This window comes from Comamonas kerstersii, from assembly GCF_002056725.1.
GTDB classification, from domain to species: domain Bacteria; phylum Pseudomonadota; class Gammaproteobacteria; order Burkholderiales; family Burkholderiaceae_C; genus Comamonas; species Comamonas kerstersii.
Map to the genome: position 1 here is coordinate 3107295 of NZ_CP020121.1, position 23046 is coordinate 3130340.

Sequence of the window (23046 nt, forward strand, 5' to 3'; positions counted from 1 at the left end):
TGGTTCATGCGGCGTTGAGCAGCCAAGCGGCTTCAGCCTCACGCCGTGTGACCAGTCCCGGCAGTACTTTTCCACCGCTATAGACCCATCGCCGCAGTTCCTGCCCAGCAGAAGACCAGTCCCGCTGGTTAATGCGCCTGCGCAGCGTCGACGTCTGCAACCGCCCCACGCCAAGGTTGAACGTGAAGTCAACGATGACCGCGAGCCGCGCCTCCGGCTCAGTGGCCAGCACTGGGCAGAATTTCAAAGTGGCATTGAGTGCAATGCGCAGGTCGGCTTCGAGGTAGATCTCGGCCTGTGCTTGGTCGATGGGTGGATGGTCTTTGCTGCACAAGTGGCCCCACCCGATCGTCCAATAGCCCGCAGGACACAGGTACGGATAGGCCCTTGCAGGGTCGTGCTTGGGCACCCGATGGAAGCCCTCAAACCGTTTGGCGAGATCCACTGCAGCTTTGGGCACTTGGATTGCTGATTGCGTATCCGCTTGCATACTCAGCGCCCTTTGCGTTCCAGCACACGGCCGAGGAACCAAAAGTTCAAGACCCCCGCCCACATGGCTTGATCACTCTCAGACCAGATATGTAAGCTTGATTCAGCAAGGTTAAAGCCTTGCTGCCACGCCAGGGCAAACGCAGCAGTTTTAGCGGCGCAGTACAGCCCCATGAACCAGTACGTGATCACCGGCCGCACGGTGCAAGACAAGGCATCGACCCAGCGCACACCTGAGCGTTGACCTTGCGCTGCGATACTCTCTTGCAGCGCCTGCAGGCCAGCCACGCTCCACGCTGCTTCGCCTTGGGCACCAATTTCCTGCATACGCAGGGCACCTCGGATTTGAGGGTGTACAGAATTTTGTGTAAATGGCCCATAACCCGCAGACTTGGATCTGCAAACCCGTAAACACAATGACATCTGTACAACACGACATTCCTGAAGCGTTGCTCAGCGCTCTGCTGGCCGATTACAAAAAGCCCGAAGACCTCATTGGCGAGAACGGTCTGCTCAAGCAACTGACCAAAGCCGTGGTCGAGAAAGCCTTGCAGGCGGAATTGACTGAGCACCTCGGCCATGAACGCCATGAGACCATCACCAACGGCGCTCGCAGCAGTCGCAATGGCTCCAGCCAGAAGACGCTCAAAGGCGATTTTGGTGAGCTGCCCATTAACGTTCCCCGTGATCGCCATGGCAGCTTCGAGCCCCAGTTGGTTGCCAAGCACCAGACCCGCTGGACGGGCTTTGATGACAAGATCATCTCGCTGTATGCCCGGGACATGACAGTGCGGGAGATTCAGGCACATCTTGAAGAGATGTACGGCACCGAGGTCTCGCCCAGCCTGATCTCTTTGGTAACTGATGCTGTCAGCGAGGAAGTCAAAGCCTGGCAAGCCAGGCCGCTGGATGCGATTTACCCCATCGTCTATCTGGACTGCATTCACGTCAAAGTGCGAGAAGGAGCGGTCCGGGTCAAGGCCGTGTACCTGGCCATTGGCGTCAACTTGCAGGGAGAAAAAGAAGTGCTGGGGCTGTGGCTGTCGCAGACGGAAGGCGCCAAGTTCTGGCTGCAGGTCGTCACGGAACTACGCAACCGGGGCGTGCAAGACATCTTCATCGCCTGCGTCGATGGGCTCAAAGGCTTTCCTGAGGCCATTGAAGCGGTGTTTCCATAGACCGTGGTGCAACTGTGCATTGTCCACATGGTGCGCCACAGCCTGAACTACGCGCCCTGGAAGCAGCGAGCTCAAGTAGCAGCCGATCTGCGCCGCATTTACCAGTCGGCAACCGTGCAAGAGGCCCAACAATGCTTGCAGGAGTTCGAGGCTAAATGGGCAGATACTTACCCCAGCATCATCCAGTCTTGGCGCAAGAACTGGGCTCGCCTGACGCCGTTCTTTGACTATCCGGCTGAGATACGCAAGCTGATCTACACCACCAATGCCATTGAATCGGTGAACATGAGCTTGAGAAAGATCACCAAAAGCCGCGGCTCATTCCCCAGCGATGAGGCACTGCTCAAGCTGTTTTACTTGGCACTGCACAACATCAGCCGCAAGTGGACGATGCCCATCCGAGATTGGAAGGCAGCTCTGAATCGGTTTACGATTGAGTTTGGAGACGGACTCTCCGCGAACTGACGTCCGAACCGTTTACACAAAAATTCGGACACCCTGAGCGCCTGTGGCGCTCCATCAAGTACGAGGAGATCTATCTCAAAGCCTATGACAGCGTGCGTGCCGCACGCAATGGGATTACGCGCAATACTTGCAGTTCTGCAATGCACAGCGACCTCATCAGGCACACGGCCAAGCCACCCCAGATGAGGCTTACTTTGCAGCATTGCCGTTTGCAAAAATGCAAGCTGCATGACCGAAGGGATCTCGCTTAACAACAGAGGATTGTTGTTCAAACGAGCGGGACCACCTCTCTATCTTTGAAACACGAACTGTCAGCAGCGCCGTCATCGCAGAAGACCCTAGATTCGCGTAACGATGCTCACACCCTTCTCTCCATAGCTTTTATATGAACTTCGTTCAACCGCAGAAGCACATCCTTAAGCGTCCGAACCCATTCATCAATCGTTCTCCCGTAGCTAAGGCAACGCTGGCGATCGTTGCAAGTTTCATCGCCCTATCCGGTCATGCGCAACCCAACAACCCAGCGGGGTCGACGGCAAGTGCCCCTGCTGCGGCCTCAGCCCCCCTCATATTACCCACCCATACGCTGAATAAAAGCTTATTCAACTTAGGACTAGAGCATGCTCTCACCCTAAGAGGCACCGATAGCAGCGGGCAGGTCAATTTTGGTATTCGCCAAGATGAGGTTGTCGAATCTGCCTCTTTTCACCTTGAGTACACCCTCTCGCCAGCACTACTGCCACAGCTTTCGCACCTGCAAGTGCTGCTAAATGGCCAAATGGTGCAATCCATCGGATTACCTCAGGCACAACTAGGCAAGCCACAAAGCATTGACATTCCCATTGATGCCCGTTTTTTCTCTGACTACAACAAGCTAGAAATTCGCTTTGTGGGGCACTACACCCTTGAGTGCGAAAACCCCGGAAACTCCAGCTTGTGGGCACAAGTGAGCAATGAAAGCCGGCTGCAAATCACCCTCAGGCAAGTCAAATTACCTAACAATTTGGCGCAGTTACCGCTGCCATTTTTTGACCCCCGCGATACCGGTAAAGTCCAGACTCATTTTGTGTTTTCTGAGACACCCTCCCTCGGTGGACTCAAAGCAGCGGGTGTTATGGCGGGTTGGCTAGGGGCCAAAGCAGATTTCCGCAGTAGTCAAATTCAGGTCTTAAACAATCAATTGCCCAATGGGAATGCGATTGTTTTTGCCAGCGCACAAGATGCACCGGCGTTTCTCAAAACGCTGGTTAAAAATATCCAAGAGCCTACGCTGCAGCTCATTGAACACCCCAGTAACAGCGCCTACCAATTGCTGTTGGTCATGGGTAAGGACGCCGCACAAATAGAAACTGCGGCGCAAGCTTTAGCACTGGGCAGAGTGGCTTTAACTGGTGATGTCACCCGTATCCAGAGCTTGGAGCTTCCTGCCCCACGCAAAGCGTACGACGCCCCTCGCTGGCGCAATACCGAGCAGCCTATTCAATTTGCAGACTTGGTCAGTTCACCGCAACAGCTGCAAGTCAAAGGCTATGCCCTGAACTCTTCAATCACCACCTATTTGCGTGTGGCCCCAGATTTGTTCACGTGGAATAGTAAAAATATCCCGGTACATCTGCTGTACCGCTATACCCCTACGACTGTTTCTGCAGACGGTATGGTGTCCATGTTGCTAAATCAAAATTTGGCCAACTCTTTCCCTTTGGAGAACTCCAAAAAAAGTCAGAACCGTCTTTTTCCGAAGTTCGGTTATGAGAATGATCAGGTATCGCAAAAGTTTTATGTCCCTGCGGAGTGGATTCACGCGAGCAATCGGCTAGATTTTGAAGTGCAAATGCCTGCGCAAGAACAGGGCAGTTGCCTCTCCACTGCTCCGGTGGAAGTGCGCGCAGAGTTGGACCCCAAATCGACCATCGATTTGTCTGGATTGCCTCACTACATTGCCATGCCCGATTTACAGGCTTATGCGCAAGGCGGTTTCCCCTTCAGCCGTTTGGCTGATTTACGTGAAACCACGGTGGTACTTCCAACCGCTCACAGCACGGCAGCCACAGAAGCCTACCTGAACGCCATTGCCCATATCTCTGGCATCACAGGCTATCCGGGCACCCGCTTCCAACTGGTCAACGACAAAGACAGCGATGCAATTGGCGACTCCGATGTTTTATTGATTTCGGATGGGCAAGCCTCTTCCCTGCTTGAGAAATGGCAGAAACAACTGCCCGCTTTGGTAGAAGCAAGCGCACAGTCCATCACGCTTTCACAGCGTGCTTTGGGTAAATTCCTCGATTTATGGCAAGGCCAAAAGAAGGCGCCCCCCAGCTCAGGCCATGCAACCTTTCAAGGCTCAGGCCCCTTGGCCGCAGTCGCTGGATTTGAGTCACCCCTGCACAAAAAACGCAGTGTGGTGGCATTGATGGGCAATAGTGCCCCAGCGTTAGATTTGATTGCAAAAAACATCAGCAACAACGTGACAAACACCCGCTTCATGGGTGATCTCACGCTGCTCAACGACAAAGATATTGCCAGCTTCCGGGTCCAGCAAACCTACTTTGTGGGTGAGCTCTCTTTGGCCCAACGCTTGTGGTTCAAGCTGCATGAGCATCCGGTGACCATGGCCATTCTGGGAAGCTTCTTGGGCTTGCTACTTAGCTTCTTTATCTACACCGGCTTGCGATACTTTGCGCGACGCCGATTGGAGCAAATGTAATGATGCGCCCAGCTTCACCGCTCAGACGTAGCTGCCTACAGACACTCAGCATGGTGTCTGTAGCAACGCTATGGCCGCTCTATACATGGGCTGCGCCGTCAAAAAATCAAAAAGATAAGCTGCAATCACATGCATGGAAAGCGTTTGAAGCACAATTCATTCAAAAAGATGGGCGTGTGGTCTCGGATGACGGGGCACGCAATCAAACCTATTCAGAGGGGCAGGCATACGCACTGTTCTTTGCGCTCATCTCCGAAGACCGCTCCGCTTTTGAACGCATCTTGGCATGGACTGAAAACAATCTCTGCCAAGGCGATATCGCGAGCCACTTACCCGCGTGGTTATGGGGGCAACGCGAAGATCAGCAGTGGGGGGTTTTGGATCCGAACTCCGCGTCCGATGCCGATGTCTGGATCGCATACACGCTCATGGAAGCGGGCCGCTTATGGAACCAACGTGCTTACACGGCAATTGGCAAGGCCTTGTCCCAACGTATTTTGGACAAAGAATGTGTGGTGATTCCGGGTTTAGGACTCAGCCTCCTGCCAGGCTCAGTGGGATTCGTCAGTGATGGGCGCTACAAACTCAATGCCAGCTACTCCCCTCTGCAAGTGCTGCAAGCCTTAGGAAGCATAGACCCTGCATGGTTGTCTGTGGCACAGTCATCCATGAAAGTGATTACAGGGTCTAGTCCACGCGGCATCTGTGCAGACTGGATCTGGTTTGATGGTCAGCGCTTCAGCCAAGACCCCCAAGGCGAGGCACAAGGGCGCGGTGGCTATAACGCCATACGCGTTTATTTGTGGGCCGGACTGTTGAATGTACAGGCACCCCTGCGCACGCAACTCATCAAGCAATTAGCGCCCATGGCCCATCAAGTCCAAGAAGCCGGCATTCCCCCAGAGTTTATTGACCCTTGGACATTGCAAACACAGGGCGAAGGCCCCCCTGGTTTTAGCGCTGCCTTGTTGCCTTTTTTGCAGGCATCTAACGATACGCAAGTGCTCCATCAACAGATGCAGCGCTTACAAAAATACCCCGTCCCCCCAACGTCCTACTACCAGCAATGTTTGGACTTCTTCAGTGCCGCGTGGCTCAGAGGCAGTTATAGCTTTGGCCCTCAGGGTCAATTGCGTCTTGGTGGCGAAGGGTAGCTTGTACACATGTACCGACGATTTTTTCACTTTTCTCTCATCAGCAGCAGCTTACTGGCAAGCTCGTGCGTTCATACCGCATTCGGGATGGTCCAAACCAACAGTGATGCAGAGCGCGAAATAATGCGCAATGCACAGCTCTGGCAAAGCCAATACCGCACGGATTTAGCGCGCCAACAAGTCAATAAGTTATTGCTCATTGAGCCCAATTCTGCGTGGGGCATAGCTACGCTGGCCAGTATTGCCTTGCAAGAGGACAAAAAGGCAGAAGCCCAGCAACTCTTACAAAAGCTGCAGTCCCAAAACGCCAATCCCCAGGCAATTGCGCAACTGCAGGCTTTACTCAAGCTCTACACCCCCCAAGCACAACAAGAGCTCACGCAAATGCGCTTGTTTACGCAATCGGGTCGCACGGCAGAAGCCACGGCCTTAGCACGCAAACTATTTCCTGAAGGGCCTTTGGCGTTGGGTAACTTCCAGCTCGATTACTACCGTGCTTTGGCGACAGCACCAGGCCCCAATCCCAAACTAGATGCTGCCCTTCAAGAGGAATATGCACGCACACAAAATGTGCAATACAAATATTTATGGATTCAAAGGCAGCTGGAGGCAGCACCACCGTCTAGCACCTTGTTGCGTGAGATAGAACGCCTCGCCGTCGCAGCGCCATCAGGCGACCACACCGCCAAAGACCTTTGGCGCTGGGCGCTGCACAAGCTACCGTGGGAGGCCGTGCCAGAAACAGCACAAGCTTTTTTGAACCGTTTTCCCCAAGACGAATCGATGCAAGCGTACCTTGCAGAATCACGGCGACAGCGCGCCCAAGCTGAACGTATTGAGCAATCGCCGCTGAACGTTGCAAAACGCAAAGGCAATCAAGCCTTAGACAACCTTCGGCTCGATGAAGCCCAAGCCCAAGCCCAAAAAATTCTAAGCATCCAGCCCAATGACGCAGAAGGTTGGGGTTTGCTGGGATATATCGCATCGCGCAAAACACAATACGCAGCCGCCCAAGAAGCTTTTGAAAAAGCCTATCACTTTGACAAAGCACCCCATTGGAAGCGCCTCGCGAATACGGCGCACATCAACTCGTTATTGCAACAAGCAGATGCCGCCGTCTCCCGCCAAGATACGGTGGTCATGCGTGCCATTGCGCAGCAAATTCTAGCCATCGACAGCCACCATGCGCAGGCCATGACCTTGCAAGCGCAAGCGCTGAACCTCGAAGGCAAGTACCAGCTGGCACAAGATACATATCAAGCTGCTTTGAAACAGGTACCCATATACCTGCCTGCACTGAATCAACTGGTGCAGATGCTCATCAAACAGCAGCAATGGGATGCAGCAAGCCAAGTATTGAAGGAATATGCCGCGCAGCTGCCCCCAACAGATAGCGATGCAAACGCTCTGCAAGCAGAGATTCGCCAAGGGCAAGCGCAGCTCTTGCTGGCCCAAAACAAGCAAGCCCCCGCGTTGCGCCTGCTTGAGCAGGCACTGCAATTAACGCCACAAAACCCATGGCTGCGCCACCAGCTTGCTCGGCTCTATCTGGCCATGAATGAACCTGCCTTGGCCAACAGCACCATGGATGATGGCATTACCCTGACTCCAGATGCCAACGAGATGCGCTATGCGCGTGCCCTGATTCGAGCCGCACAAGACCAATGGTCTGAGGCTGCATCAGACCTCACCCACATACCTGAGACCCAGCGCAGTTCATCCATGCAGCAGCTGCTCTCAGAAATGCAGCTAAATACGCTGATACAGCAAGCGATAACAGCCGAAAACACAGAAAAACAAGAAGCCGCTTTAGAACGAGCGTGGGCTCTTTCCATACAAGTGCAAGATGTGCAGACACAAGCACAGTTGGCCAATATTTGGCAGCGAGCAGGCTATAACGACCAAGCATTAGCGATGTGGAAGCACATTGAAGGTCGTCAACACCCGCTACCACTTGCCATGCAACTCGCGTATGCCCAAGCGCTGAGTGCCGCTCCCCAAGAGAATCCTGCCTTGATGCCTCTGCTGCACTCCTTGAAGGAGCAGCAAGACGCATTGTCTCAACCCCAACAGCAGGAGCTGCTGGATTTGTACGCACGCCAAGCAGAACAACGTATTGCCACCCTGCTCTCCGATGGGCACCCAATACAAGCAGCCAATCTGGCTAGAGATACGTTTTTACCCCATGTTGATCAAGGCCACACTTTGGCGGTGCGGGGGCGCTTGCTGGCAGCCGCACAAGACTGGTCTGCCGCGCTGCCTTTGCTGCAAAGTGCATTAGAAAAGCAGCCTCATGACTTTGTGTTGACGCTGGACACGGCCAACGCTTATGCCCGTACAGGCCAGCTGACGTCTGCTACCGCGCTGGCGCAGCATGCGGAAGCAACCGCCATGCGCCAGCCCCCTTGGCAACAGCTTGCTTTGGTACGTTTGTGGCAACGGCTGGATCAGCCACAAAAAGCACAAAACTTGCTGGCCCAACTACAAAGCAACCCTGAAGCAGATCCCAATGAGGTACTGCTCCACCAAGGACGCTTAGCGCTCAATCAACGCCAGTACCAGCAAGCATCAGAGGCTTTTTCAACCGTAGCACATAGCCCGGCGCTGCAACGTGCCCCTGCAAACCAACAAGCCGGCGTTTGGGAAGAATACCAAGCGGTGGAAGCGCGCAGGCAATCGTGGGTTGAAATTGCAGCCCAGCGCCTGAGCAAAAGTGGCACCGCCGGCATCTCTGCCTTAAAAGGCTGGGAAATACCCATGGTGGCTTGGAAAGCCAGTCCTGAGTTAGACGGTCACCACTTCTTACACGTAGACCGTCTTGCACTGGATGCAGGCACACTCAGCACCAGCGACATCCAATCCCAAGACTATGGACAAATTGGCGCTGCAACGGCCTCCGGCCTGCTCCCCAATGCATATCAAGGTCCAATGCACAGCAAAACCAACGGTTTTAATGCGGGCCTCGGGTTTCAGGGTGACCGTTATGACTGGGATATTGGTTTAACCGGGCTCGGTATGCCCGTGACCAATGTCGTGGGTGGCGCACGCTTTGAGATTGCAAAAACACCAACGACTGACTGGCGCTTAACCCTCGGCCGTAGGCCCATCACTGGCAGCTTGCTGTCATATTCAGGAGCCAAGGACCCTGTCACAGGAGCTGTTTGGGGTGGCGTGGTGCATACCTTTGCAGCACTGCGTGCGACCCAGCAGCAAGGCGCTTGGGATCAAACAGCCGATCTTTCTCTCGGAGTCATCACGGGAAAAAATGTTGCACACAACACGCGCACACGGCTAAGACTCTCTACAGGCAAAGACATGTGGCGTGCAGCAAAGCAGCGAATTTATGCTGGCGTCACCTTGCAATATTTGGCACATAACAAAAATTTGGCGGAATACAGCTGGGGCCATGGGGGCTATTACAGCCCCAAATCCAGTGTCACCCTATCTTTACCCATTGAATGGACCGGGCGTGCTCAAGCGTGGACGTGGCGTTTGCAAGGGAGTGCCAGCGTCTCGCACACATCGAGCAGTCGCTCCGATTTATATCCTGGGGCGGCCCACCCACTCGCGCTGTCCAACCAGTCCGGTTACTACAGCTCTAATGGCGGTAGTGGAACGAGCTGGGCCCTCCAAGCAGCCATAGAAAGACAACTCAACAACAATGTCGCTATTGGCGCAAAACTTGGTATTGATCGATCGGAAAACTTCGCACCGAACCAGTTTCAAATTTATTTGCGTTATGCGCTGAACCCTGTGCGTCGGTTGCTAGAAAACCAACCACGCCAAGTTACGCCCTATTCGGAGTTTTAGGCCATGTCACTCAAACGTTTTTTCCAAAACTTGTGGCATCGAAAAGTAACCACCAGTGCTCCACGAGCCACTCTGGCAATTGAAAATTTGCCCCAAATGCTGGATGCATTGCCATCCACATGCAACACCGCCTTGTGGGGACAAGACATTCCAGCCATGCGAATATGGCAATACAGCGTCTTGCGTGAAATGCTGGTACAGGCACCCGTCTTAGTCTTGGCACCAGATGCACAACAAGCACAAGCGATTGCCAATCAACCTGACTTTGCGCAAGCACTGCGCAAAGGGCATTTAAAAATTTGGATATTGAGCGATTCCGATCAGCAGAAAATTGCGAAATCCAATGGGTTTTTCGATTTTTTACTCGATTTGAATGCCGTCGGTTTGAAGCCCAACCACGCCCTATTGTGCTTAGATTTATTTCCTATTTTTCATTACACCGCCTTAGAGCACCTGTCACACCTTGACCGGCTGCTGCGGCAATGGGCTCGAAAACGCCAGCAGCCCAGCGTCTGGTTTTTACTATTCCGCGGTGCTTTCCAGCCATCTATGGAGCGGCGTAGCTTTTTATCTCACGCCTTCCCTTATGCAGCAACTTTGCAAATGGAGCATCAAGGTCTCAGTCTGCATATCAACCGCTGGAACAGCGCACAGGGTGCCGTTTTTCAAACCCGCTATGGTTTAGAGCCGGAACACGAAGCATCTCCTAGGCTTCGCGCGAATGGCAGCATGGTCTATATGCACGACAGCCAACAAACGATCGTGGCTGCAGATCTTTCCACGGTATATACGACGCAAGCCTGTGTTCCGGGAATTCGATTACTCCCTCCCAACTGGATAGTTTTGCCCAACTGGGAATCCTTGGAGCAAGCATGCCAGTCCGCTATTGCAGCTACGGTGCTGATTGATGCAGGCACCTCAGACAACCTAAAGGCCTTAGCGACCTTGGTACATCGTCTCCGTATTACTCATCCAGCTAGTTTCAAGATTGCAGTCAAAGAAACCAGTGATCATTTGCGCGTTCATACGGAAGAAGCTCTCGCTCAGCTGGGCATTAATACAGTGATATATAAAGGCAGTCAATTCTCCCGAACTGTACGAAGACTCACAGAGCTGCAACATACATGGTTTTATGGAAAAGTTCCGGAGAGTGTCGATGAAATCCTGGATGCACTCACTCCAATTGCAGAATACGGCTACCACAGTCCAGAAAAATTCTGCCATACGCTCCGAAATTTTCTGGAGAACCCACTGCGGGCCCACTTAAGTCATAGTTTGGTACACCTGCATTTACTGCCAACGGTCTCCCACACCATGGCATTACAACAACTAAAAATTAGTCGACCTGGTGAATTATTCACAAATTATTCCCGCGAAATTGTTATATTTTTATATGCATGTCGAGAAGCCGATATGGACAATGTGCTTTCTCGGATTTTTCAATCACCCATTGAATCCATATTTCAAAGTCAAGAAAGTTTTCACCTAACAGAGGACATCAATCACGATCTGATAAAGATGCAAATTTCCTTACAAAAACTCTCTTTGCCAGATTATTCAATGATTTTTGAAAAATCAAATGCATTATCTCTAAAAAATAGAATTAAAGAGGATACTAATTCAACAGAAGAAATAAAAAAAGAATTTCCTCTTTCTATAAATTCAAAAAACAAAAACATATACCATAACAAGCGTACCGAGTGGGTGCAAAGCAACAAAGAGGTAAAATGATGGGATATTTGCATTTCTTATTTTTTATTTGCTTCGGTTTGCTCATTGGAGCACTTTCTTTAAAGAATGATAGATTTAAATATCTTTCACGAAAATTAAGTCGAAGAAAATTTTATCTCAAACCATTCACCCAAAAAATATAAATCGACCACGCATGCCTCTGATTGTTTTTGCCTCATCTGCTGGTGGTGTAGGCTGCAGTGCAACAGCAGCCCACTGTGCACACCTATTTCAGCAAATGGGCCGCCCAAGCTTGGCCATAGATTTCTGCATGAATAATGGTTTAGCCCTCGCGTTAGGCTTAGCGGAAATTCCTGAGTCCGGCTGGACCACTTCACCACCACAACGCGAAGACAGTGATAGTTGGCAATCAGCAGTTTTGCAAGCGCCGAATGGTCTGCACCTACTGCCTCATGGGGCACCCCATGCAATGCACACAACGACGGTGCCAACATCCCTCTATCAGCTACTATCCACATCAGACCACGTCTGTGTCGTCGATGTTGGGCAAAACCTAGCCACCTATGCCCCTGATCTTTTGCCTCTGACGGATGTACTTATCGTCTGCACCCGTGCGCAAGCCTATGCTCAGCAGCAACTGCAACACATGCTCCGCGAACTCAGCAAATGTGAAAGTAGGCCGTGTACCCTGCGAATCTTAGCCAATAGATACGATGTTCGCCGCCCTAGTCAAAAAGATGCGCTATCGCAGATGATGCGTACATGGCCTGATTCATTTTTAATCGACACGATTCATGAGGACGAGCACCTGGCACTCAGCATGGCACAAGGCATCCCTGTCCATGAGTGCTACCCACAAGCACAGGTCGCTCATGACTTACATGGCGTGAGCCACCACCTCATGAAATTGCTGGATACACCAGACAGCAAGGAGACCTGCTTATGATGCATTGGCATCATCAATGGACCACCTGGTTTGCCAACCAGATGCGGGTAAAACATCCAGAAAATCCAAGCAGCTGGCTGCTTCGTCTTTTTTGGATACATAACCCGCGCACGCCTTGGAAAGATTTTCAGCCTGAACAGGTTCCAAATTTAGCGCTATGGCTAGCTAAGAGCCTGCAGATTCAACCATCGGCACCTGTATGGATGTGGTTCTTGCGGCTTTGGTTCATACCCAGCCCAAATACAGCCTATACCCGCCAGGCTCAGCGGTTTTTCAGCTACTTGTTTCACGCCATAAAATATTTACTCACTCGCTTGATAAAAATTCTGTGGTTGATACTTTCATGGCCTATCAACCAAGCCATGTATTGGCTAAGCCTATTTGGTAAAAAAATCGATCATCAACGCATAGGCGTTCAAGTCGATGCAGTCACTCAACAATCCATTCAATTGCACCGCAGTGTGCCTTGGCTCATTTTTTCAGCTGGATTATTGATTCTTTGGGAGATCATGACGACTCCCTTAAGCGCTATCAATCAAGGCATTTTTATGCTGATTGTATGGGCTATATCGATTATTCTTTTACATATTAATGGCCGTTTTGCCTCTCTCGCTTTAGCATCACTGAGTCTCATCAGCATGTGCCGCTATGCTTGGTGGCGAATTAATAACACCCTGGACTTTGATACTTTTTTAGAAGCATTTTTAGGATACAGTCTGCTTGCTGCCGAAGCGTATACATGGCTGGTCGTTGTACTGGGTTTTATACAATCCGCATGGCCTCTCAAAAGAAAGCCTCTACCATTACCTGAAGACCAGTCTCTGTGGCCCAGTGTAGATGTTTATATCCCAACCTATAACGAACCATTGAGCGTTGTGCAGCCGACTGTTTTAGCTGCTATGGGACTAGATTGGCCTAAAGATAAAATTAATGTCTATATTTTAGATGATGGTAAAAGAGAAAGCTTTCAAGCATTAGCAAAAGAACTCGGCGTTGGCTATATCACACGCACCAACAATAATCATGCCAAAGCAGGTAACTTAAATCATGCAATGACAGTCACCAATGGCTCATTAATTGCAATTTTTGACTGTGACCACATCCCTGTAAAAAGCTTCCTCAAAGAAACATGTGGATGGCTTTATCGTGATACCCGATGCGCTTTAGTCCAAACACCACACCACTTTTTTTCACCAGATCCATTTGAGCGGAACCTTCGCTCCTTCAAGAAGGTTCCCAACGAAGGCGCTTTGTTTTATGGGTTGGTTCAAGATGGAAATGACCTTTGGAATGCGACATTCTTTTGCGGCTCTTGTGCAGTCATTCGTCGTACCGCACTGGATGAAATCGGCGGCATTGCAGTCGAAACGGTCACCGAAGACGCACATACTGCACTCAAGCTACATCGCTTAGGCTGGCGCACTGCTTATATCAATAAAACCTTAGCTGCGGGTCTAGCGACAGAAAGCCTGTCTGCCCACATTGGGCAGCGTATTCGTTGGGCTAGAGGTATGACTCAAATATTTAGACTTGACAATCCATTCCTTGGGAAAGGCCTCTCCATATTTCAAAGAATATGCTACGGAAATGCAATGCTTCATTTTTTATTTGGCATTCCCCGCTTGATTTTTTTAACCGCGCCTTTAGCATTCTTATTATTCGACCTCAGTGTCATCTCTACTTTATCGACAGTTCTTCTTTTGTATGTAATACCCTATATACTTCAATCAAACATTGCAAATGGACGAATCCAAGGAAAATATCGTCATACACTATGGGCAGAAGTCTATGAGACTGTTTTAGCTTGGTACATTACAATTCCAACCACAATAGCTCTTTTTGCTCCTAAACTCGGAAAATTCAATGTCACCGTCAAAGGAGGCATGATAGACAAACCATATTTTGACTGGCGAATTTCTGTTCCTTACGGAATATTGGCAGGGTTAAATGTTATTGGATTTTCCTATGGATGCTGGAAATTATTCTTCACGCAAAGCAATGAAGACTTTGCCATAATCATCAATCTTATTTGGTGCCTATATAGCATAATTATTTTAGGTGCCGCAATTGCAGTAGCATCCGAAACACGTCAAGTCCGCCACACCCACCGGGTTACAGATGATCTACCCGCCAGCTTGTATCTATCTGATGGCCGTGTGTTTCATGCGCGTTGTTACGATTTCTCTATGACTGGCCTAGGATTACAACTCACAGGCTTGGAACACCTACCCCGAGAAACTGAAATTTCAGTGAGCCTCTATAGCAATCAGATCGAACACGCCTTCCCGGCACGTGTCATGCACCATAGTGCTACAGGAATGATAGGTTTGGAATTACTCGAAATGGACACCCAGCAAAAACTTGCATATGTGCAATGCACTTTTGCACGTATGGATGCTTGGGACCACTGGAATGAAGTTCAAGCGCCGAACACCGTCAAAGACACAATAGTGCGTATTTTAAAAATTAGTTGGTTGAATTACCAATCAATCCTTAATGTCCTGGGTGATCAACTACGAAAATTTCTACCGATAAAACCAGTAGAACCTCAACAACTGGACACTAAGTAAGCAAGCCATTACGATCATGAGTTTTTGGAGTCTTTATTTCTTAGCCACCATCGTATTGCACCATTTGGGCTATCTCAAAGTGCAACTCGGTTGGAATGTTTTACTTGCCGTATACGTATATTGGCCCATCAAAAGCAAAAATCTACGACGGCTACGCTTGATAATTGGCAGCCTTGCTGCTTTATTTTTACTTTGGTGTGAAAGTCCATTACCCCATCCAGTTTATGCATTCCAACAACTAAAGCTGCTTAGCGGCTTCAGTCTGGAATACTTACTGGAATTGGCAGCACGTATGGTGAACTATTACATACTATTAGCCATACTCATCTGCGTGATTGTCTATATTGTACTTGGCCGCCGCGTCCGTTTTGCATCTTTTGTTTGGCTGGGTTTTTTATCTATTTTATTATGGCATAACGATCCTGAACCACAAAACTTCGCTGCACAACGTGCAAATACAGAACATACAGAACACGACGAAACACTATTAATTGAGCCAACCAGCATTTCAGCCAGCAATACACAGCTTGAGAATTTTTTTGATAAAGAGCGTTTAAAACACTTGAGCTTTAATAATAGCAGCGTCAAAAACTTTGATGTCATACTTTTACATGTGTGCTCACTATCTTGGGATGATTTAGCTTTTATTCAATTAAGTGACCACCCTTTCATTAGTAAAGCCAATATCATTTTTAAGCAGTTTAATACGGCAACCAGTTATAGCGGACCAGCCTCTTTGCGCGTTCTGCACGGAAATTGCGGCCAACAAAAACACAGTGACCTCTATAGCAGCTCTGATGCCAGTTGTTTCGTTTTTCCATCTCTTGAAACGGCTGGCTTCCAAACCCATGCCTTGCTTAACCACGATGGGAAATTTGATAATTTTGGAAAAGAACTAGAAGATCGCGGTGGCTTACGCGGGAAATTAGAGTTGCCATCTGGCCCAGGAGCCACCTTGCGCAGTTTTGACAACAGTTTAATTTACGGAGACTACGATGTACTCTCCAAGTGGCATGCTGAAAATATAAAACCAAATTCCAAGCCATCGGCCCTTTACTACAACAGCATTACCATGCACGATGGCGTGCGCAGCATTAGTAGTACCGATAGAGATAGCCTCAACACCTATTTACCACGTGCTAATAAAATGCTCGATGATTTTGAGCATTTCAAACAAAATGTTGAAGCTAGCGGGCGACCTACGATTATGGTGCTAGTACCAGAACATGGTGCCAATCTTCGTGGTGATGCGATGCAAATTGCTGGATTACGAGAGATTCCATCCCCCAACATCACACTAGGCCCAGCCTTGGTATATGTAATCAATGCACCTTCAATTCCAAAATACCCTGTCGTAGTAAACGAAATGATGAGTTACTTTGACTTATACACCTTACTTGACGACATGTTGACAAATAGCCCGTTTACAGCATCCACAACGCCTCTTTCCTCACGCATACAAAAGCTTGCAGGAACTCAGTTTGTTTCTGAAAGTGCTTCTGCCACCATTATGCAAACTAATGACCAACGTTTTTGGGTCCGTCCTTCCGGCTCCAATACTTGGGTTCAATACAACAACTAAATGAAATAAGGAGCTTATCTTTGAGCACACTCATATTCAGTGAACTGCTTTTGTGTGTGCAACCCCAGCGCAGCCTGAGATTTAAAGGCTGCGCTGAGTCAGCTTATATAAAGGCATCGGTCTGGCTCTTAGGGAACTGAGGTTGCCCGGCGGATTCAAGACCCAAGTGCAACACCCCTAGGTTTAATGAACGAGGGTGGAGTGTTGGGGTGAGCTGATTAACAACTCACGGTACACGGACAGCGGCGATCGTGATGTTGCCCCTGCTTTGTGGAGTTCTTAGCTCCCTGCTTACGCGGCCTTTTTGCGCTGTGCCTCGTACCAGCGTTTCTCGTATTGCATAGGGCTGAGATAGCCCAAGCTCGAATGCAATCTGCGGCAATTGTAGAAGGCCATCCAGTTCATGATGGCCTGCCTTGCTTGCTCCCGAGTAGCGAAGCGCTGCCCATGCACGCAAGCGGTCTTCAATCGACCCCAGAAGCTTTCGATGGGCGAGTTGTCCCAGCAATTGCCTTTGCGGCTCATGGACGAGCGTAGGCCCCAGCCTGCTAACGCAGCTTGGAAGTTCTGGCTGCAATATTGGGCTCCCCTATCGCTGTGGAAGATGGCCCCTGGCTCGGGCCGCCTTCGCCACCAAGCCATTGCCATGGCATCTTTAACCAAGCTGCTTTGCATGTGGGGCTGCAGGCTCCAGCCCACCACCTGACGGCTGAACATGTCAATCACTGCAGCCAAGTACAACCAGCCTTCATCGGTCTGGATGTAAGTGATATCTCCACACAGAAGCTGGTTAGGGGCCTGTGGCGTAAAACGCCGTTGCACCAAGTCTGGAGCTACAGGCAGACTGTGCTTGCTGTCTGTGGTCACGATGAACTTGCGCTTGGTTTTAGCTCGTATGCCATGACTTGCCATCAGCTTACGAACCCGCTCTTTGCCAATGCGCAGCCCTTTGGCTTGCAGCTCTTTGTGCATGCGAGGCCAGCCGTATTCGCCTTTAACCTGTGCATGAATGGCACGTATGTGGGCTAGGGCCAGTTCATCGCTACACAAGCGTGATACCTCACCACCGTTGCGTCTGAATCGGAAGTAACCACTGCTGCTCACTTGCAGAACATGGCAAGAAACAGCGATTGGATAGACGTTCTTCATTTGGTCGATCCAGGCATACCTCGCAGCACGTCCTGCGCGAAGTACGCCGCCGCTTTTTTTGCGATGTCACGCTCCATTCGCAGGCGTGTAACTTCGGCTCGCAGACGGCTTATCTCCATTTGCTCCGGCGTGACCTTGCTTGCACCATCGGCAACCCCAAGCTTCAGAGTACCTGCTTTTACTTGTCGCACCCAACTGCCCAAGCTGGCCTTGGGGATGCCCAGCGTCTGGCACACCTGCATCTGAGACTGCCCGCTTTGCACCAAGCGCACAGCCTTCAACCTAAATTCCTGCGTGTATGCCGCACGTACTTGCTTTGCCACCATTTCTTAGCTCCTTGTCTACATTTTGGACAAAGCTAAGAACTCCCATTTCTAGGGGCAACTTCACTGCAGGAGCCTTCGCATTTTGCAGCTCACATCCTGCCGCTGCCTTTCATCAGGTCGCTGCCAGGTCCGCAGCGATTGCTGCCCGTCGACTTCACACCATCAATGCCTGCTGCTTTTCACAAAGCAGTTATTTAGAGAAGTCAATATTATATTGAATTAATTTAAATCTAACACTAAATTAATTTAGTAATGGGTTTAAATTTGAATTGGAAATTCAAATTTTGAAAAAGAAACGAATAATGAACTAACTAATCTCAATATTGTAATTAATTAATCCCCGACCATTCTTGCAATTAATTTCTATACAAAACACAAATAATACATTTATGGATTTCTTATTTTTAATAATTAGCGGGCACTAATAAAATCTAGAAAAATAAAATGCATCCAAATATATATTATTATATATACAACTATTTTTCATCAAGAATTTCACACATTTTTAAGTTTATATTTACATATTCATCCCATGTATAAATCTTGTAGAAACGATTATGAAACTGAACATCAACCCGACATATATCTGGACGCTTTAGGTAAATAGAGCAGTGCTTTGTGGTCTCTTCAAAGTACCTACATGTTCCATCACCTCGATCTAAAAAAATAGTTTCATCGGATAAGTTAACATTTTGGCAGCATCTGCCGCACTCAGTACATGGGAATTTCTGACTCACGGATGTGTTTGGGTTGAAGCAAGCAGGGAAGCTATCAAACGCTCAACTGCTTGCTGAAGTGCCAATGCTCAGGCGTTGATCGCTTTCGCGATTTCAGTCACTCGCTTTTGTGTGGAAAGCACGAGTTTGCCGTCTGTATCCAAAATCGGTGTATCAATCATCGCTTTGATCAACTGGGCATACTTTACGGTTTTGAACACAACTTCACGGGAGTCTTGGGTAAATGCCTCGAAGTCTTCACCATAGGTGTCGATCACATCATCAAGCGACTGTACTGCGCGACGAAGTTCACGGTTGAGCCTGCTGAATGTAGTATCTGCCAGAATCGTTACTTGTTCGATGGCATCAAGAGAGGTCACCACGAGCTTGGCTTCCTCTTGGATCGTTTTAGCTTGCTCTAGGTTGCTTCGCGCATTATTCAGCGCTTCTTCTCCCTTATTGCCCATAATGTGGCCAAAAATTGCCAATGCAGGGCCCGCAACAATACCTCCCAGCACCATCGTACCTAGGGCCATACCACCCCCTCCTGCCGCAAGCGATCCTCCACCCAGCCATGCCAATGTGGCGTTAGTTGCTGCTGCGCCACCCAGCGACGAAATAGCTGTACCTGTGCTGGCGGTGGCTAGCATCATAGTACCGTTGTATGCGCCAAATGCTAGTGCAGCTCCGCTTGAAACACCTGCACCGAGACCCAGTCCAGCATCTTTTAGAGCTTGATAGTCACCGCGCAAGCCAGCCAAAGTTTTATTCGAGAAATCGTCCATTTTCAGTTTCTCGAGTTCGGGAGAGCCGACTAACTCGACGTTTTTCAAGCGTCCGAATGTCATCAGAAAGTCTTCAATCACGCTTTCGAAAGCACGTAGCTTGCGCTTGCCATACTCTTCCAAAATGTCGGAGGTGGATTGGCGCTGAATGTCAACCTCTCGATTGGCCTTATCGACAATTGCGCTGGCCTCTTTATTGATGTCACTCGCATTGCTTTGGTCGATTGCACCACTGACGCCTTTGTACGCACCATAGAGAGCCGTTCCCGCAGCCACTGCGCCAAGAATTAAAGGTACTGCCATAATAATTTTCCTTTCTTTATTCAAGTACTAGATTGATGGTTCGTTTCATTTCTTTATGCAATGAAGTAGCTTGCGCGAGTAATTCATTAAAATCCTCACCATCTATCTTGTAAGCTATACTAATAATTTGCAAGAGCCTTCTTTTTAAGTCCGTTAAACCACTAATCATGAAAATAGAACGCATCACCTCAAAAAGAATAATTCTCGATTGCTGCATTTCTTTAGAATTATTATGCCTATCCTTGATAATTTCTTCTTTCAGAATTTTTTCTGCTATCTCAAAGCGCTTTTCAACGTTATTTTGCGAATTAAGCTTTAACTTGCCGATTTCAGCAAGCAACTCATCTTCCATATAACTATTTAGGAATGAGTTTTTTTCGTATTCCTTAATGAAATTACTCCAATTTATCTTGTGGTTTTCAGATACATTAAAAGCAATTCTCCTAAGATCGCATTCACCATTTCGTTCTTTTTCAGATTTGCCATCCCATAAAAGCGGCAAATCAAATATATTAATAAGGCGTGCGATCGTTAAAAGCTCTTTTTTCTTTGATTCTTCAATTAAGCTTGCAAACAAAGTATCTCCTCTCAAGTTAAAGACTGTTTAAATTTTTAAAGAATCAGAGCTAAGCATGAAATTTTCGAACTCTTGCATATTTTGAAATTGCAGCTTCTGTCCTAATAATTCAGCAAACTCATTGATAGCGCCGGAAATCTCGTCTGCGCTAACGTTTGCAGTTGAACTAAGCAATGCACCTAGAACTTCCGTGCGGCTCTGTAGTTCTGGGATTTCTTTTTCCAAAAAAGCATCAAGCTGTGCTTGCTCTGATGCAAGACGCTCGCGAGCCGCTTTCTCAATCGCTTGCGTGCGTTTGAGCATTTGTGCGGAAAGCTCTGCTCCACGTGCTGCATCTAGTGCGCTCTGATAAAAAAGCGACGACATCGCGTAGCCAATCATTCCACCAATAGCGGCACCAACAACTGGAATAGGTATGGCGATTTGACCTAGGGCAGCCAGCATGCCCCCTGAGAGCATTCCTGAGCCTTTTTCACCCACTTCTATAAGCAGGTCAGCCTCCGTGATTTCGCCTGTCACATAGCGTTTAACTGAGCTTCCCAAGGAAAGGCAGATGCTCACCGCAAGTGCTGGAGCGTTTGTGGCTGAAAGCGCTCGTAATGTGCCACTGCTGGACTGTTGCAGCGTTCCCTTAATGGCTGATCCAGCAAATCCAGTGGTGTAACCTAGCGTAGCTGCCTTGCCTGTGTCGGAGGCAACAGACACCATGGCATCCTTAATATCCTTTTTACCTTGAGCGCATTCAAAAATATTTCGCAGCGTTGAAATGCATGCACCAACTGCTGCACCATATTTAGCTGCTTCAACCCCTGCACCATGGCTGGTGCGCGCGATATCTAGTGCCGTAGCCAGCTCGGGGTGCTTACGATAAAAAAGCGCTTCGTCAGTCGTGAGCCCACTATCACGGACGTTCTCTGCAAGCTGCTCATAGTTGTCGGCTTTTGCTCTTAATTCTGCAGCCACCTGAGGCTTTCCAGCACTCTCAACTTTAAGTGCTTGCTCGCGCAACTCGCTTGCCTGTTTCTGGCAATATTCTGCCGCACCCTCGAATTGCTCTGATGGCAACTCCAACTTTATGCCTCGGTAACGTGCAAATTTGCCATCCTCCTTAGCGATACGCTCAAAGAGTTGATTGCGATCACCCACAAATTTCATCTGTGACTGGCTACCCTCAATAATCTCGCCATTCAACACTTGCACACGATCTACAACATTATGATTTCTGCCATATTCCGGCAAATCGTCACTACGCCAAGTACGTTGCTCTGATCGCTCGATGATGGCCTTTGCATTGTCACGGCTGGTAGAGGCGATTTCTGCAGAAAAACCCGCTTGTTGCTTGATGTTCTTTGCTGCTTCAACGGGATCGCTGTTGAGCTTATGCTTAGAGACTTCAGACAACCCCTTAGCCATCTTTTGACCGGTTTCGTTGTCCATCCCTGTGTAGCCTTTAACGAACTCAGCGTTCGCACTGCCGTAGCGAGAAACTGTCTCGCTACCAGCCATGCTCACACCGACTCGCTCCATTTCTCTTTGGCTACCGTGTTGAATATCTACGGTCTTCTTTTTATCGGAATTTTCGTTATTCACCCTGCCTCCTTCATATGACGCTGCTTACTGAGGTTTTTGAAACCAGTTTTCAGTCTTGATATGCGTTTGTTTTTAAAGACTGAGACGCACTAGACTCCCAGTGAAATAGTGCATGTCGTAAGCTCGACAACAGGTTCTCGTGCCATTCCGCAGGCTGAACAATCCGCACATGTGGCAACCAATACCGCACCACAGGTAGCAGCTGGTCGATGTGATTGATATGTGTGGTAACTAGCAACGAACCGTCACGATCTTGCCGTTGCTGCTGTTGAGGTAGCAACGGGCGACGAATAAAGTAATACGCCGCCTCTGGGGCCACACGCAACAGGACTTCCGTGGTCTCTTCAGTAAACCAAACGTCGTCCTTGGCGTCGATATATTCCTTGTGGTTGCTCTTTTGTACAAAGAAACTGCCTTGGTCTACCAGTAAGTTTTCGATCAAGCCAATGCTGAAATTTTTCAGCTTTGAACCTTCTTCCGCTGCCAAGTACCAAACGCCGTTTTTGTGGATTAGCTTGTAGGGCTGCACATTGCGTGCTTTGCCCTTATAACTAAAACTGCATGTATGTTTTTGCTCGATGGCAGTTTGGAGTTGCATAAACTCTTGCGTACGCGGACGCAAGTCTTCATGTGCGATGGCCTGCACATGCGTTGTGCGCTGCTGTTCCGGGGTATGAAGTTGTTCCAACAGGTAGCGCAAGCTGCTATCCGGAAACAAGTGCTCCGTCCCCGACATACGTGCATAGCCATGCAGGTGCTTGGCTGGAATACTGCTTCTCGCTGTGCGCGTCAGCTGCCACTGACCATCGGCACTTCGCTCAACGATCCCGCACAGACGCTCGCCAAGGTCGCGTTCAATGGTGCGCACATCCACTTGAAAATCTTGTGCAAGTTGGTGCTTGTCAACTGCATCACCTTGGTGCAGGCGCGCAAGAATTTGAGACAAGCGCTGTGCAAGTTTTTCGCCTTTTGATGCTGAGCTAGCCGAGGTTGAAGCAGACATTCAA

The 23046-nt window shown here is 49.2% G+C and carries 14 protein-coding genes and 3 pseudogenes; 9 read left to right on the forward strand and 8 right to left on the reverse strand.

Going from position 1 to position 23046, the window contains the following annotated elements:
* Positions 1–4: 4 nt before the first annotated feature.
* Positions 5–490 (reverse strand): lysozyme, encoded by a 486-nt coding sequence (locus tag B5M06_RS14600; protein WP_054066626.1) that lies wholly within the window; start codon positions 488–490, stop codon positions 5–7.
* A gap of 2 nt (positions 491–492) precedes the next feature.
* Positions 493–837, reverse strand: a pseudogene (locus tag B5M06_RS14605) (hypothetical protein); the annotation flags it as partial.
* A 68-nt stretch (positions 838–905) separates the two neighbouring features.
* Between B5M06_RS14605 and B5M06_RS14610 the strand changes: the two are divergent.
* The 9 genes and pseudogenes from B5M06_RS14610 to bcsG all read left to right on the forward strand — a co-directional run bounded on the left by B5M06_RS14610 (position 906) and on the right by bcsG (position 16593).
* Positions 906–2132 (forward strand): annotated as a pseudogene (locus tag B5M06_RS14610) (IS256 family transposase).
* A 35-nt stretch (positions 2133–2167) separates the two neighbouring features.
* A pseudogene (locus B5M06_RS17560) lies at positions 2168–2364 on the forward strand (integrase core domain-containing protein); the annotation flags it as partial.
* Between the two features lie 153 nt (positions 2365–2517).
* The gene (gene bcsB / locus B5M06_RS14620) at positions 2518–4839 is read left to right on the forward strand and encodes a cellulose biosynthesis cyclic di-GMP-binding regulatory protein BcsB (protein WP_054066373.1); all 2322 of its coding nucleotides are present in this window, start codon (positions 2518–2520) and stop codon (positions 4837–4839) included.
* Between the two features lie 50 nt (positions 4840–4889).
* Positions 4890–5993, forward strand: a complete 1104-nt coding sequence (gene bcsZ / locus B5M06_RS14625) for a cellulose synthase complex periplasmic endoglucanase BcsZ (protein ID WP_058879678.1) — start codon at positions 4890–4892, stop codon at positions 5991–5993.
* An 87-nt stretch (positions 5994–6080) separates the two neighbouring features.
* Entirely contained in the window at positions 6081–9803 is a 3723-nt protein-coding gene (locus B5M06_RS14630) for a cellulose synthase subunit BcsC-related outer membrane protein (RefSeq protein WP_054066375.1), read from the forward strand.
* Positions 9804–9806: 3 nt separating this feature from the next.
* Positions 9807–11534 carry a BcsE family c-di-GMP-binding protein gene (locus tag B5M06_RS14635; protein ID WP_080025281.1) on the forward strand — a complete coding sequence of 576 codons (1728 nt, stop codon included), beginning with the start codon at positions 9807–9809 and terminating at the stop codon, positions 11532–11534.
* 154 nt (positions 11535–11688) lie between these two features.
* On the forward strand, positions 11689–12441 hold the full coding sequence (locus tag B5M06_RS14640) for a cellulose synthase operon protein YhjQ/BcsQ (protein ID WP_077344966.1): 753 nt from the start codon (positions 11689–11691) through the stop codon (positions 12439–12441).
* Positions 12438–15011: a UDP-forming cellulose synthase catalytic subunit gene (gene bcsA, locus B5M06_RS14645; RefSeq protein ID WP_077344965.1), complete on the forward strand. Its 2574-nt coding sequence runs from the start codon at positions 12438–12440 to the stop codon at positions 15009–15011. The genes B5M06_RS14640 and bcsA overlap by 4 nt, the downstream gene beginning before the upstream one ends.
* Before the next feature lie 16 nt (positions 15012–15027).
* Complete coding sequence (gene bcsG / locus B5M06_RS14650) at positions 15028–16593, forward strand: cellulose biosynthesis protein BcsG (protein WP_080025282.1); 1566 nt, start codon at positions 15028–15030, stop codon at positions 16591–16593.
* A gap of 291 nt (positions 16594–16884) precedes the next feature.
* Here bcsG and B5M06_RS14655 read toward each other — a convergent pair.
* The 6 genes from B5M06_RS14655 to B5M06_RS14680 form a co-directional block, all read right to left on the reverse strand.
* Positions 16885–18068, reverse strand: a protein-coding gene (locus B5M06_RS14655) for an IS3 family transposase (RefSeq protein WP_114145219.1) whose coding sequence is annotated in 2 segments (ribosomal slippage) — positions 16885–17792 and positions 17792–18068 — 1185 coding nt in all. Because the reading frame shifts where the segments join, the coding sequence is not laid out codon by codon here.
* A 476-nt stretch (positions 18069–18544) separates the two neighbouring features.
* Entirely contained in the window at positions 18545–18805 is a 261-nt protein-coding gene (locus tag B5M06_RS14660; RefSeq protein ID WP_080025283.1) for a YkgJ family cysteine cluster protein, read from the reverse strand.
* A 68-nt stretch (positions 18806–18873) separates the two neighbouring features.
* Positions 18874–19872 (reverse strand): hypothetical protein, encoded by a 999-nt coding sequence (locus tag B5M06_RS14665; protein ID WP_054067882.1) that lies wholly within the window; start codon positions 19870–19872, stop codon positions 18874–18876.
* Positions 19873–19888: 16 nt separating this feature from the next.
* On the reverse strand, positions 19889–20464 hold the full coding sequence (locus tag B5M06_RS14670; protein ID WP_162781740.1) for a hypothetical protein: 576 nt from the start codon (positions 20462–20464) through the stop codon (positions 19889–19891).
* Positions 20465–20476: 12 nt separating this feature from the next.
* Complete coding sequence (locus B5M06_RS14675; RefSeq protein WP_054067871.1) at positions 20477–22039, reverse strand: hypothetical protein; 1563 nt, start codon at positions 22037–22039, stop codon at positions 20477–20479.
* A 49-nt stretch (positions 22040–22088) separates the two neighbouring features.
* Complete coding sequence (locus tag B5M06_RS14680) at positions 22089–23042, reverse strand: helix-turn-helix transcriptional regulator (RefSeq protein ID WP_080025285.1); 954 nt, start codon at positions 23040–23042, stop codon at positions 22089–22091.
* Positions 23043–23046 lie beyond the last annotated feature (4 nt).